The sequence below is a fragment of the Nostoc sp. XA010 genome, assembly GCF_020829625.1.
Lineage (GTDB): Bacteria > Cyanobacteriota > Cyanobacteriia > Cyanobacteriales > Nostocaceae > Nostoc.
Map to the genome: position 1 here is coordinate 1 of NZ_JAIVFX010000027.1, position 13,658 is coordinate 13,658.

General features: G+C 40.3%; 10 protein-coding genes and 2 pseudogenes. 6 read left to right on the forward strand and 6 right to left on the reverse strand.

Features of this window, described 5'->3' with window-relative positions:
- Positions 1–123: 123 nt before the first annotated feature.
- The 4 genes and pseudogenes from LC608_RS27145 to LC608_RS27160 all read right to left on the reverse strand — a co-directional run.
- A pseudogene (locus tag LC608_RS27145) lies at positions 124–615 on the reverse strand (ABC transporter permease); the annotation flags it as partial.
- A gap of 318 nt (positions 616–933) precedes the next feature.
- Positions 934–1,545 (reverse strand): annotated as a pseudogene (locus LC608_RS27150) (response regulator transcription factor); the annotation flags it as partial.
- 555 nt (positions 1,546–2,100) lie between these two features.
- A complete protein-coding gene (locus LC608_RS27155; protein ID WP_229556544.1) occupies positions 2,101–2,367 on the reverse strand; it encodes a superinfection exclusion B family protein in 267 nt (88 codons plus the stop codon).
- A gap of 722 nt (positions 2,368–3,089) precedes the next feature.
- Positions 3,090–3,479, reverse strand: a complete 390-nt coding sequence (locus LC608_RS27160; RefSeq protein WP_229556545.1) for a hypothetical protein — start codon at positions 3,477–3,479, stop codon at positions 3,090–3,092.
- A 359-nt stretch (positions 3,480–3,838) separates the two neighbouring features.
- On the opposite strand from LC608_RS27160, the gene LC608_RS27165 reads away from it, so the two are divergent.
- The 5 genes from LC608_RS27165 to LC608_RS27185 all read left to right on the forward strand — a co-directional run bounded on the left by LC608_RS27165 (position 3,839) and on the right by LC608_RS27185 (position 11,045).
- Positions 3,839–7,393: an NB-ARC domain-containing protein gene (locus tag LC608_RS27165; protein WP_229556546.1), complete on the forward strand. Its 3,555-nt coding sequence runs from the start codon at positions 3,839–3,841 to the stop codon at positions 7,391–7,393.
- A gap of 104 nt (positions 7,394–7,497) precedes the next feature.
- Entirely contained in the window at positions 7,498–7,857 is a 360-nt protein-coding gene (locus tag LC608_RS27170) for a hypothetical protein (RefSeq protein WP_229556547.1), read from the forward strand.
- A gap of 64 nt (positions 7,858–7,921) precedes the next feature.
- Positions 7,922–9,244: a KamA family radical SAM protein gene (locus LC608_RS27175; RefSeq protein WP_229556548.1), complete on the forward strand. Its 1,323-nt coding sequence runs from the start codon at positions 7,922–7,924 to the stop codon at positions 9,242–9,244.
- Positions 9,245–9,353: 109 nt separating this feature from the next.
- Complete coding sequence (locus tag LC608_RS27180) at positions 9,354–10,757, forward strand: hypothetical protein (protein WP_229556549.1); 1,404 nt, start codon at positions 9,354–9,356, stop codon at positions 10,755–10,757.
- A 150-nt stretch (positions 10,758–10,907) separates the two neighbouring features.
- On the forward strand, positions 10,908–11,045 hold the full coding sequence (locus LC608_RS27185; RefSeq protein ID WP_229556613.1) for a hypothetical protein: 138 nt from the start codon (positions 10,908–10,910) through the stop codon (positions 11,043–11,045).
- Between the two features lie 401 nt (positions 11,046–11,446).
- Here LC608_RS27185 and LC608_RS27190 read toward each other — a convergent pair whose 3' ends face one another.
- Together LC608_RS27190 and LC608_RS27195 are read right to left on the reverse strand one after the other, a co-directional pair.
- The gene (locus tag LC608_RS27190; protein ID WP_229556550.1) at positions 11,447–11,584 is read right to left on the reverse strand and encodes a hypothetical protein; all 138 of its coding nucleotides are present in this window, start codon (positions 11,582–11,584) and stop codon (positions 11,447–11,449) included.
- Between the two features lie 364 nt (positions 11,585–11,948).
- Positions 11,949–13,097 (reverse strand): alanine--glyoxylate aminotransferase family protein, encoded by a 1,149-nt coding sequence (locus tag LC608_RS27195; RefSeq protein WP_229556551.1) that lies wholly within the window; start codon positions 13,095–13,097, stop codon positions 11,949–11,951.
- A 163-nt stretch (positions 13,098–13,260) separates the two neighbouring features.
- Between LC608_RS27195 and LC608_RS27200 the strand changes: the two genes are divergently transcribed.
- On the forward strand, positions 13,261–13,650 hold the full coding sequence (locus LC608_RS27200) for a DUF1499 domain-containing protein (protein ID WP_229556606.1): 390 nt from the start codon (positions 13,261–13,263) through the stop codon (positions 13,648–13,650).
- Positions 13,651–13,658 lie beyond the last annotated feature (8 nt).

The following is a 13,658-nucleotide window of genomic DNA, read 5'->3' on the forward strand; positions in this document are numbered from 1 at the left end:
ACAGAACTATCGAGCGATCGCTTCAACAATTTCTGGCTCGACTGAACCTAAAATCAATGGTTTCAACCTGATTTCTTTACAAAACTTTACAACGTGTCCCATTTTGCACGTATCCCGGCTGTACCCCAAAATGCCCGTAACTAAAGCTAAAATAGTCATCAAAGGCACCATTAAACTACAAGCAATTACTCTAGGAACTACTAGATAATCAATTGGATCAGTTTTGAGCATATAAAGTGCATCAATTTGCTCTGTGACTTGCATTGCACCTATTTCTGCTGCAAAAGCAGAACCTACTTGTGCCGCCATAATACTAGCGGTCAAAATTGGAGCCAATTCTCTACAAAAAGCTAAGGCAAAAGCACCTCCCACAGCATTGATAGCCCCAAATTGGACTAATTCTCTTGCCATCTGAATAGTAAAAATCATCCCTGCAAAACCGCTAACAAGGAGAACTGGAGAGATAGAACCTGGCCCAGCAGTCACTAGATGTTGCAGAATCTTGCGATAGTACGTTTTTCCTTGGAGGAAATGTAGCCACACTTGACCGAAAAGCAATACTGCTAGAAAACAACGTACAATCCAAGATTGCTCAAAATTTGTTTTTATTCGCAATTTTATCGTCCTTAAGACTGACTATTTGTTGCACATATCTTATATCAATTATTCAAAATAAAACTAATAAGACTACAGATACAAATGGTGGAAACCCAGCCAAATGTAATCTGACTTTCTCAATTACGGAGAGTATTACGAATTGCTATTTTGGTGTGGAAATTGATTATTTTATCAAATAAATCCTTGGGTTAGTATCGTTCCTCTGAGAGTAAATGATATTAACCCAAGGATATGAATAAAAATAAAATGTTTTAACTTTTGACTTTTGACTTTTGATTTCCCTGATCGCCCAGCGTCCCCAAGGGTTAGGGCTGACTATTTTCGCAGTACGTACCCTACTCCAGGCACGGTATGAATCAAGCGTTTTTCATTATTTTCTTCTAGTTTTAGGCGCAAGTAGCGGATGTATACTTCAATAATATTGGAATTACCCATAAAGTCGTAACCCCAAACTTTTTGTAGAATTTGGTCTTTAGTAAATACCTGACGGGGATACGAGAGTATATATTCTAACAAGTCGAACCCTTTAGCGGTTAACTCAATTGCCCGCTTACCCCGGTAAACTTGGCGAGTCCGGTGATTTAAACTCAAGTCTTCAAACTGAAAAATATCCTGATCTGTTTCTTGAGTGCGGCGTAAATGAGCAAGGATTCTAGCTAGGAGTTCTTCTATAGTAAATGGTTTGACTACATAATCATCAGATCTTGCATCCAAACCTGCGACGCGATCGTTAACTTCATCTTTTGCTACCAGTAAAATTACTCTTACGGAAATACCATTCGCCCGCAACCGACGACAGATTTCCAAGCCTGGCAGCCCTGGAAGCATCCAATCAAGAATAACTAAATCTGGCGATAACTCCCGTGCTAATGTTAAACCAGCAATGCCATCATGTGCCACGTTTATATTGTAACCTTCGCTACTTAGCCAAGTTGGTGTTCGCTTTCAGATTTCTCGTAAAGTTGCAGTTCAAGTAGAACAAGGTATGGGATTTAAAGGGATCTGAAAAGTAGAGACGCGATTAATCGCGTTTGTACAAGAGTTAGGAGTTATTTCTCGCTTTGAGCAAAAAGTCCCTGATGAAATTGCAGCTTTTTTAGTTCTTCTGGGTGGAAAACACGCGCCAGATAATAAAGACCGTAAAACCTAGATAGGTGAATACTGTCAGCCATTCTTGCCAGCTATCAAATTCATTATTCATCAGCAAAAGCCGGAAAATTAATATTTTTAGATTCTACACGCTGAAGCTACCAGCCGCTTGCTGTATTTTGGGACAAAAAGGCTACTCAAAAATTTTTAGCGAATTTTCCGGAATCGAGAACAGCAAGGTAGTATCACTTATTAGAGCATCGATATTATACTGAACCTCTATAACTAACCTTCGGGGAATATAGCCCCATTGTTTACGCTCAAAAGCCTGGTCATGAAGACCGGGCTTTTGATTTTACTTTTATTTACCGTTTCTTTAACTAGTTCAGTTCTTCATTTAGGCTTGTCGTGACTATCATTACATTTCGGACTATCTGAATTGTCTGCGATTTCTGAATCATCTAGGTTGTTAGACTTATTAATATTTTCTTGGGACTTAGTTGTACCAAAAAAATAAACGACTGCAATTTTCACAATATCAAAGTATGCAGGGCGATTGCTCTGATCAACAATTGCTAAAGAGAGCGAACCTGCTACTAAGATAACTAATACAGGATGAAACTGTTCTTGTCCAGAAAAATTGCTATGTTTTTTTGTCATTTTTCCTTCCGTCTCCAATTGATCATTTTTGGCTGATGTTTGACAAAAAAGGTAGTGTGTTAGATTGAAAAAAATCTTCTAACACATCCTAAATACAGTCAGAGATACTTAGAGACGAAATTTTTCACGGCTCTAAAAAGCTTTGCAAAGGAATTCAGACTTTCACGCTAGCAGCAATATTATTCATTTAGAGTGAGCGAGGATATTAGTTGAGAATGATGCAAAATGTGAAAGTCGAATATTGTATATGAGATGCTAACGAACAGATTCAAAAATTACTGTCGTTAATATTAAGCACAGGAGAATTAACCCACATCGCAAAATGACCCAATAAAAAACAAAAGGTAGCAGACTCATCGCAATATGTGAGCTTCCGAAAACAGCTGACAAAACGTAAGCGATCGCTAGGCCAAATATGAACCAAGCAAAATATTTAAGAACCTGGGTAGTCAAACGAAATAAAAAGCTGTGACGATTCGTAGTCATTTTTTCCTCCTGATAAATAGATAAAAAATAACAGGGTTGACGGGGCACTTGTTAGCACCATGTCAACCCTGTTGTAATCTTTTTCTAGACTCTCTTGGGCTGGAAAATTATTCACTTGTTAACCTCAAGAACGAAAACAATTTTTTACTGTTTCTCTAAACCTTGAGATGAAATTAGTGGCTGTTGATGGTTAATAGTTAGTAATTGGTTATAATGATTGGCAAAAACAACCAAACTCATTCCTTATCCAACAATTCAGATACCATCCAGCCAAATATCGGCGCGGTATTTCCCCTCTTGCATCGAGAAAAGTCTAGTCTGAGTAGTCCAAACCCCTTCTTTAACAATTCCCTCAACCCCACACGAAAGCGATCGCGATAAATAGATACCTGACTTGGCGTATCTGTTGTATCTATCCGTAACTCGTCTAAATACCTATTTAGATCCGCATGAACACAACGAAAAGAACCTCGGAAAGAGATGACACGCAACTCAAACTCTTCGGTTCCGATCTTGCGGATAGTCACTTCAATCATTCCATCCTTGCAAGCGTGACAAGCAAGAATATCTTTCTCAAGCAACTCAAATAATTCTTGGGCAGAATTTGAAACGTCAGGTGTTGGCATATTGTGGGGTACCTCAGTGCTAGTTACTTCAGCTATCCTCGCGATTCACACCTAATTTGTAATAGATTCTACATTTACTTTATGAATATTGTCAATCAATTGATAAGCCAAATTGACAAGTTGATAATTTAGAGTATAGTTTAGTAGTGTCTTGTCAATGTGCTTCTTTTAGAGAAGCTACGCGATGAGTAAGGCTCAAAGCCTCTCTTTTTGCGGGAGAGAGGTAAAATTTAGGCTTTTTCAGGGCTGATGTCCTCTCCCGTTCTATGTGCCCAGAGAAGACTTTATAAAGAAGTAGAAATATATCTCACATTGACCTCACATATCGATAAATAGTTGTGGCTGGAGAAATTTACTTCATGACGGAAATTCCTGAAAGTTTCTTGAGAACGGTTACAGCCGAACACAATGTATCTGAGGCTGAGGTAAGTGCCTTACTTCTAGCGTTAGCTGGTCAAACGGCAGAGTCTATTGCAACCACTCTCGAAATTAGTGCAGCAGCAGTGCGGAAGCGGCTTGGTTCGGTTTACCAAAAGTTTGACATTGCTGGAAGTACTCCTGGGAAATTAGAGGTGATTAGGAGTATTATCCAGGAAAGATATCAGTTATCAACAGTTGTTAATGCCTTATCATGTCATGATTTTGGCGAAGCACCTGATGTCCCCGTTTTCTTTGGGCGTGAGTCGGAGTTAGACGTTCTAGAGCAATGGGTAAACAAAGACCGTTGTCGGCTTGTGGCAATATTCGGTATGGGGGGAATTGGCAAAACAGCGTTATCTATCAAGCTGGCACAGAAAATTCAGGGACAGTTTGAGTATGTTATCTGGCGATCGCTACGTCATGCACCCTCTGTTAAGGAGATTTTTGCAGACCTGATTGAGTTCTTCTCTAAAAAGAATGAACCGAAAGAAGTAGGAATTTCGCAATTGATTGCTTATTTGCGGAAACATCGCTGTTTATTGGTACTTGATAATGTAGAGTCGGTCTTGCTTGGAGGCGATTATGTCGGTCAATATCGAGAAGGATATGAAGAATATGGAGAATTTTTCCGACAAGTTGGGGAAGTGCCTCATCAAAGCTGTTTAGTCTTAACCAGTCGTGAAAGTCCCAAAGAAATTATCACCTTAGAAGGAAGCAATCTTAAAGTTAAATCCTTGCACCTAAGTGGGCTAGAAAACATCGCTGCAAAAAGCATATTTGTGGGCAAAGGTGATTTTTTTGGTTCAGAGAAAGACTGGAACAAATTAATTAATCAGTATGCAGGTAATCCTTTAGCCTTAAAAATCGTTTGTAATACGATTCAAGAGGTTTTTGGTAGCAATATATCAGAATTCATTAGTTGTGATATTTCCGTGCTATTTGGAGATATTCGCAATCTATTAGAACAGCAATTTAATCGGTTATCAAATTTAGAAAAGGAAATTTTATACTGGTTAGGAATTAATTGCAAGCCTACTTCATTTATCGAATTACAAGCAGATGTTATTTCAACGACATCACAACCACAATTAATTGAAGCTTTAGAATCATTGCGACGGCGATCGCTAATTTTTAACGAGAAGGGTTTGGCAAAATTTATGCTCCAAGCTGTAGTTATGGAATATATTATTAGCCAATTTGTTAACCAGGTTAGTGAAGAAATTATCTCTGAGATTAATCTAGAAAATATTTCATTATTAAAAAGCCATGCCTTATTCAAAGCCCAAACCGAAGGAAAGGTTAGAAATGCCCAAATTCGTTTAATTTTAGAACCTGTTATTGAAAAGTTAATTAATAAGTTTGGTAATAAAGATCGGATTAAAGAACATTTATTAAAAATAATAGAATTGCTCCGAGTAAACACTCCTCTGACATCGGGCTATGCTGGCGGGAATATTATTAACCTCCTTTGTCATCTGGAAATTGATTTAACTGGATGTGATTTTTCTAATTTCAAGATATGGCAAGCCTACCTAACAAGTGTGAACTTGCATAATGTTAACTTTGCTAACTCTGATTTATCTAAGTCTGTATTTACAGGAATCTTCGATAGTATTTTGTCAGTGGCATTTAATCCTGTAAAGGGAGAAATTGTTGCTACAGGTGACGCTGATGGTCGGATTAGCTTTTGGCAAGCTACCTATGGCGAGCAACTTTTTCATTGGAAAGCACACTCTAACTGGGTAAGAACTGTTGCCTTTAGTCCCGATGGTAAAACTTTAGTTAGTTGTAGTGATGACCATACTGTAAAACTCTGGGATGTTGATAGCCAAAAACACCTCATGACTCTTGAAGAACATACTAGCTGGGTCAGGTCTGTTGCTTTCAGTCCTGATGGCAAAATTGTTGCCAGTGCTAGTAGCGATAAAACCATTAGACTCTGGGATCTAAGTACTCAACAATGCTGGAAAATTTTCAAGGGACATAACAACTTCGTTCGTTCTGTTGCCTTTAGTCCTGATGGAAAAATACTTGCTAGTGGTAGTGCTGACCAAACTGTGAAGTTGTGGGATGTAAAAACAGGTAAATGTTTAAAAACTCTTGAGGGACATACTAAATTAGTCCAGTCCGTAGTTTTTAGTTCTGATGGTGAAATACTCGCCAGTTGTAGTGACGACAAAACCGTGAAACTCTGGGATGTTCAAACGGGGAAGTTATTAAATACTTTAAAAGGACACACCAATTTAATCCATTCTATAGCCTTGAGTCCGATCCCCTCTTCACAAGGAGGAGAGATCATCGCCAGTTGTAGCGATGACAAAACCGTGAAACTCTGGGATGTTCAAACAGGAAAATTATTAAAAACTTTAGAAGGACACAGTAATTCTATTCTGTCTGTTGCATTTAGTCCTGACGGAAAAACACTCGCCAGTGGTGGCTATGACAAAACCGTTCGATTTTGGGACATCGAAACTTATCAATGTATCCAAATCTTGCAGGGGTACACCAATTGGGTACATGATTTAGCCCTGAGTCCAGATGGGAAGATAATTGCTAGTAGCAATGATGATAAAACCGTTAGGCTGTGGGATGTTCAGACTGACCAATGTATCAGCACTTTGGAAGGACATGCTGGCCGCCTTTGGTCTGTTGCTTTTAGTCCACTCGCTGGGGGACTATTAGCGAGCGGCGGTGATGACCAAACCATCCGCTTTTGGGATACTCTGAGTGGACAGTGCGTGAAAGTTTTGCAAAATAGCGATCGCATCCGCTCTATTGCTTTTAGTCATGATGGCCAAATTCTAGCTAGTGGTAGTGTTGACTGCAACATCAAGTTATGGAATGTTCGGACTGGCCAATGCTTTGAAACATTACAGGGGCATACAAATTGGGTGCAGTCTGTCAGTTTTAGTCCTGATGGTGAAATCCTTGCTAGTGGAAGTGATGATCAAACACTGCGCCTGTGGAATGTTCATACAGGGGAATGCATTCGAGTTTTGGAAGGGCATACTATGCGAATATGGTCTGTTGCTTTTAGCCCGCTCCTCCCTTCACAAGGGCAATTTGGAGGGTTATTAGCTAGTGGCGGTGATGACAAGACAGTACGGCTATGGGATCTTCAGACTAGCGAATGTTGCAAAATTTTAGTCAATAATGATTGGATACGTTCTGTTGCTTTTAGCCCTGATGGTAAGATTATTGGCTGTGCTTGTGTTAATCACACTGTAGAAATTTGGGATGTTCACACAGGTCAACGTCTAATTATTTTGCAAGGACATAATAATTGGGTTCGTTCTGTTACCTTTAGTTCGGATGGAACTTTGTTTAGCGGTTCCCAGGATGGAGCTATTAAGCAATGGAATGTCAAAACTGGAGAGTGTATCAAAACACTCATGTCAAAAAGACCTTATGAAGGAATGAATATTAAGGGGCTATCTGGTCTAGGGGAAGAACAAAAAAATACACTTAAAGAATTGGGTGCTATTGAAGATTAATTCATTAATTAAAAACCATGATGATGTTCTTTAATTGCATTCTTGGAAATGTGTATTAGTTGCTTATTGTTGAGTCTCATTACTTTTTTGTGAGGATTGCCATTATGCCAAATTATATCGGTCTGTTCAGTCCTTCTATCCGTCCACTAGCTATGGTCTTGTCACTAGGAATAGCTTTAGGTTCTGGTTTAGGATACGGCTTTTGTAAAGCGGTTTTCGATTCTAAGCAGCATGAACAATCTGCTACAAATAAACTTAATCCTTTCAGCCGTGTAGAGTATGAACAGTTAAAACCAGAAATGTCCTTAACAGAGGTACGCTCAATCTTAAGTCAAGGAATTGAGGTTAGTCGTTCTGCAACTATGGTAACTTTTGTTTGGGCGAATCCTGATGGTTCAAAAATTACTGCTACTTTCGACGAGAATTACAGGCTCAAGAGTAAAGAACAGTCTGGACTTAAGTAAGAAAATAGAGGAAAGGCGCTCGCCTTTTCTTCTATTTTTTATATAAATTAATAATATTAATTAAATGTCGCAACTTAACCCTAAAAAACTTCAGTTATATGAAATTAAAGATATAGATCGGCTTCCTCAACTGCAAAAACTTTCAACAGCAGAGCGTTTAGCAATGAAAGCAGTTGCCCAAGTATTGCCGTTCCGTGTCAATAATTACGTAGTAGAAGAACTGATTGACTGGGAAAAAATTCCTGATGATCCCATCTTTCGCCTCACCTTTCCTCAAAAAGAAATGTTGGCTCCTGAATCTCTAGACAAGGTTATTTGGCATCTGCAAAATTCCACGCCAGAAGACCTGCGTCAGGTAGTAAATACAATGCGATCGCAACTTAACCCCCATCCAGGCGGACAGGCACATAATATTCCAACTTTAGATGGAAAACAAGTACCAGGAATTCAACATAAATATCCGGAAACAGTCTTGATTTTTCCAACAGCAGGTCAAACTTGTCACGCATATTGCACATTTTGTTTCCGTTGGCCCCAGTTTGTGAAGATGGACGGAATGAAATTTGCTACTCGTGAATCAGGACTTTTTCAAGAGTATCTCCGCCAACATCAAGAAGTCACAGATGTTTTAATTACTGGCGGAGATCCAATGACAATGAAAGCGAAACATCTGGCTTTATATATTGAACCACTGCTAAATTCGGGTTTTCAACATATCCAAACAATTAGGATTGGTACTAAATCGGTAGCTTACTGGCCTTATCGCTTTGTTACAGATGAAGATGCTGATGATGTCTTACGTTTGTTTGAGAAAGTGACTAGCTCAGGCAAACATCTGTCGATTATGGCACACTACGATCATCCGACAGAAATTAAAACTGAAATTGCCCAAGCAGCGCTTCAACGCATTCGTAATACAGGCGCACAAATTCGCACCCAAGGGCCACTTATGCGGGGAATTAATGATTCTTCGGAAGTATGGATACAGATGTGGCAAGAACAAGTTCGCCTTGGTTGCGTTCCCTATTATATGTTTATGGAACGAGATACTGGAGCAAAACATTACTTTGAAGTGCCAATTATTCGAGCTTGGGAAATTTATCAAGCAGCAATACAAAAAGTGTCTGGGTTAGCTCGCACAGCTCGTGGCCCAGTGATGTCAGCGCTACCAGGTAAAGTTGCAGTGGATGGCGTAACTGAGATTTATGGAGAGAAAGTATTTGTACTTTCTTTTTTGCAAGGACGCGATCCCAATTGGTGTAAACGTCCTTTCTTTGCACGTTATGACGAGAAAGCAACCTGGTTAACTGATTTAGTTCCAGCGATGGGAGAAAAGGAATTTTTCTATGAGAATAAATTAAAGGAAATTCTGAAAATACAAACTTGAATTGGGCATTTATAACCATGACCAGATTGGAGAATAATTTATACCCATTTCCAGAAACTTTTAAGAGATTTTATGGGTCTGGTTCTCCAAATTCTGCAAAAATTAACCAATGTCATCTTCTGCACAAGGTATTCCCGGATTACCCGATTTGACGCATTCAATTGAGCTTGTCCAATTTGGAACCCAGGCGCTCAAAGCTTCACTGTTATTAGTATTTTTGGTCGTAGCTTTGGGAGTTGCGATCGCACTGATCAGTTTTTCTCTCCGCCGAAGCCAGCCGGAACAATTTATATTCATCGGCGAATGGGCTGTTGGTTATTCCCAACTGCTGCGAGGATTACAGCATTTAACTCTAGTATTAATTCTATTAGTACCGGGATTTTTTCTCTGTTCAACTTTAAGCAATCGCTACCACTACTGGGAACAAGCAAGGGTGGCTCAAGTTGCTGAAAGTGTTGCAGGTGAAAAGCTCGAACAATTTGCCCCTCAAGTCCGCTACTCTATTCGAGAGCCATACTCTTATAACACTCAAGTCAATGGCAAGATTGTCAAGGTAAATGAGACACGAGAAATCAACCGCTTCTTGACGTTGGCTGGTTCGCAAATTCAAGTCAAGCTTGACCAAAGCGTAGATGTTCCAGGTCGTAGCTCAGTTTATCAGGCAAATTATACTGCTGACTATAAAGTAGTTAACCAACTCAAGGATATTAATAATTTTTTCTTTGAAGTACCCCCACCTAACGGCTACACACTTCTTGCTAGCTACAAAGTTGAACGTGATGGTACTAGGTTACAACAAACCAATCCGGGAGACTATGGCTTTCCCTTCCAGCTACAACCAGGGGAAGAAACCACTTTTCGAGTCACTTATCAGGCTCAAGGAGGGCCTCGCTGGGTTTATAGCGCCGCAGGACAGTTGCTTTCTAATTTTAGCCTCATAGCAGTTGCTAACTTTGCTCCGGCTGATTTTGCTAGTGGTGTTGTACCGAATGAGATTAAAGTTAACGGACGCAGTACGCAATTTACTTGGAAATTTGACGATAATGTTTCAGTCAAAAATCCATTTGGAGTGTTTACCAACACCGAACCTATTCGTCACACTGGCGTAATTCCGCGTCTTTTATTGCTAGCACCAGCAATATTTGTGTGGTGGATATTGTTGTTATATTTGTCACTGCCAATGAGTTTTAAAAATATTGCGATCGCTGCTAGTATTTTCTTTGCTTGTCTATTGACTTTGACGTATCTAGCTCGCGTCATGAATGCTCAGTTAGCTTGGACTTTAATTTCCATTATCTTACTGTTTCTGACATGGGGATTGGGGGCAAGTCGCAGTGCTTCCCTTGCTGCTATTATCTGCACTATTGCTGGAGCAGTATTACCCATCTTTGGATTATTAGTACCGTTCAGTGGACTAACCCTCAGCCTCGCGGGTTTGCTTTCAGCCGTTTGGCTAGCAGTGCGTCACTGGTATGGATGGTACAGTTTGCATCCAAAAGACCAAAGATTGTAGGACTGTAGACAATACGCTTGGGTTAAGGAAATTTTTCCGCTAAGGCAGGCAGGGGGAGCAGGGGAGGCAGGGGAGGCAGGGGGGGAAAAGAAAGCTTAACTGAACGGTATTGGGGCTGTAGAAAAATGCTAAATATGAAGTGATTCCGCTATGATTAGCGAAGTTTTAGCAAATGCACTTATGGATAACGATTTACTGGCTTTTTTGGCGGGTGCTGGGTTACTCGTTCTCTATCTCATCTTTTCTGCATTAACTGAAATGGGAACTAAACTACCTTGGAAGAAATAAGCAGATGGGGGGATGAATCAAGGGATTAACAGTTATTAAAATCAAAAAAATGTAAATTTAATGCACTAGTGTACTTAAAAAATTTACATTTTTCAACCTGATTGGGCTTGGAAAAAGGAATAAACATCCTTTAGGCTGAGTTAATATACTTATTGTTCGAGGGAGTGCCAAATGCGCGATCCACAGAAGAACCAGATTAAAATCGAGCCAGCAACCCTCGTATTAATTGTGTCCCTACTAATACTCTTGCCTCTACTGTTTGTTGGTTTTTTATCGCAGTGAGCTACTGAGGAATACTCTACAGATATATTCTGCCGACGTTTTTCATAAAATGTGAACAAGTCGCATTTTGCATTACCGTGGCATCTTAACCCAATCTCGTGAATTGTTAATGCATCGACCTACAATGCGATTGTATTGACTAACAATGCCATTGTATCGACTGACAATGCCATTGTATCGACTAACAATGCCATTGTATCGACTAACAATGCCATTGTATCGACTAACAATGCGATTGTATCGACTAACAATGCCATTGTATTCACTAACAATGCGATTGTATAGACCTACAAAAATTAACCTGCTCTTTCTTTAATCTTTGGGATAAGTCCAAAGAGCAAGTAAGTGTGGAGCATCAGCTTTGCTTTAATTATCAAACGAATGTTAGAGGTTGTTTGAAAAGTATTATTGCTAACACCAAAAGCTCCAAAACCTAACCCCCCTAGCCCCCTTCCTACAAGGGAATGGGGGTTTCAAAGCCTCTCGACCTTTCGGGGAGAGGAATGGAAGTGTGATTTTTAGTATACTTTGCGACCTTTCAAACATCCTCTTAGCGCGATGCCTACGCCTTGTCTATCAGGTGCGTTAAGCTACTGTTAACGCACCACTATTGCCCGAAAACTACTTAGGCAAAACTTGCCGTAGTGCTGCTAAAAGTTGGTCAACACTTTCTTTTCGACTATTAAAGCCCATCAATCCGACGCGCCAAACTTTACCCGCTAGTTCGCCAAGACCACCGCCAATTTCAATATTATGTTCATTGAGTAACTGCCGAGCGATCGCTTTCCCATCTACCCCTGTTGGAATGCAGACAGTGGTAAGCGTTGGTAGTCTATACTGTTGCTCAACGTGCATACTCAGTCCTAAACTCTCCAACCCTTCCCAGAGATATTCTACATTTTTCTGATGACGCTGCCAGGAGTTTGCTAACCCCTCTTCTGCAAGCAAACGCAGTGCTTCCCGCAATGCATAATATAAATTAACCGGTGCTGTGTGGTGATAGGTGCGTTCAGCGCCCCAATACTTACCCAGTAGCAACATATCCAAATACCAGTTTGGAACCTTTGTTTGGCGCTGTTGCAATTTCTCAAAGGCACGCGGACTCATTGTAAAAGGTGAAGCACCAGGCGGACAACCCAAACCTTTTTGGCTACAACTATAGGCTAAGTCAACTCCCCAAGCATCCAAAAACAAGGGGACGCCACCCAAACTTGTGACTGAATCCACCAATAACAAAGTGCCAAATTCACGGCACAAATCAGCGACACCTTCCAATGGTTGACGTGCGCCGGTGGAGGTTTCGGCATGAACTAGGGCTAAAATAGTTGGACGATGAGTTTTTAATGCTGTTTGGAGTTCATCTAGATTGAAAACTTGTCCCCAAGGTTTGGTAATGGTTCGCACATCCGCGCCATAACGTCCAGCCATATCCACAAGGCGATTACCAAAGTAACCAGCCACACCAATTAAAACGACATCACCAGGTTCTACAGCATTGGCAATGGTTGCTTCCATTGCGGCTGTTCCTGTACCACTGACTGCAATGGTAAGTGGGTTTTCTGTTTGCCATACATAGCGTAGCAACGACTGAATTTCATCCATGAGTGCGAGAAAAGCTGGGTCAAGATGCCCAACTGGTGAGGTATTCATCGCCTGGAGAACTGCGGGATGGGCATTGGAGGGCCCAGGCCCCAACAGCAGACGGGATGGAATTTCTAACGGTGTGAGTTGCAAGCGCCCAGAGTCGTTGATTGAAATTGTTTGCGTCATAATCTGTTTTCGCCTAGACAATACTTACCGGATCATAGAGCGAACGCATCACCCATGTTTTAATGAATCTGTCATTTGCCAGAAGATGCGATTACGGCAAAGTATTACAGTGATTCAACCAAATGTGCGAGAGTATACTTATTCACTTACCCGGAACATAATTATGGTTTTTGCTGGTAAACGACCAAATAATTTAGGTATTAGCAACGGTAAATTAGCACCTTGCCCTAATTCTCCTAACTGCGTTTCTAGTCAGAGTACAGATGCAGTTCACAAAATTGCACCATTGACTTTTACATCTACCACAGAAGAAGCGATTAGTAATCTTAAAAAGATTATTGAGTCCTTACCAAGAACTAAAATAATTACCGAAAGCCAAGATTATTTATATGCAGAATTTAAAAGCGCTTTACTGGGATTTGTGGATGATGTAGAATTCTATCTAGACCGGAATGCTAATGTTATCCAAGTACGTTCGGCTTCACGCTTAGGTCAAAGCGATTTGGGTGTTAATCGTCAACGAATAGAAACGATTAGAGCCAAGTTAAAATAATTCGTTTT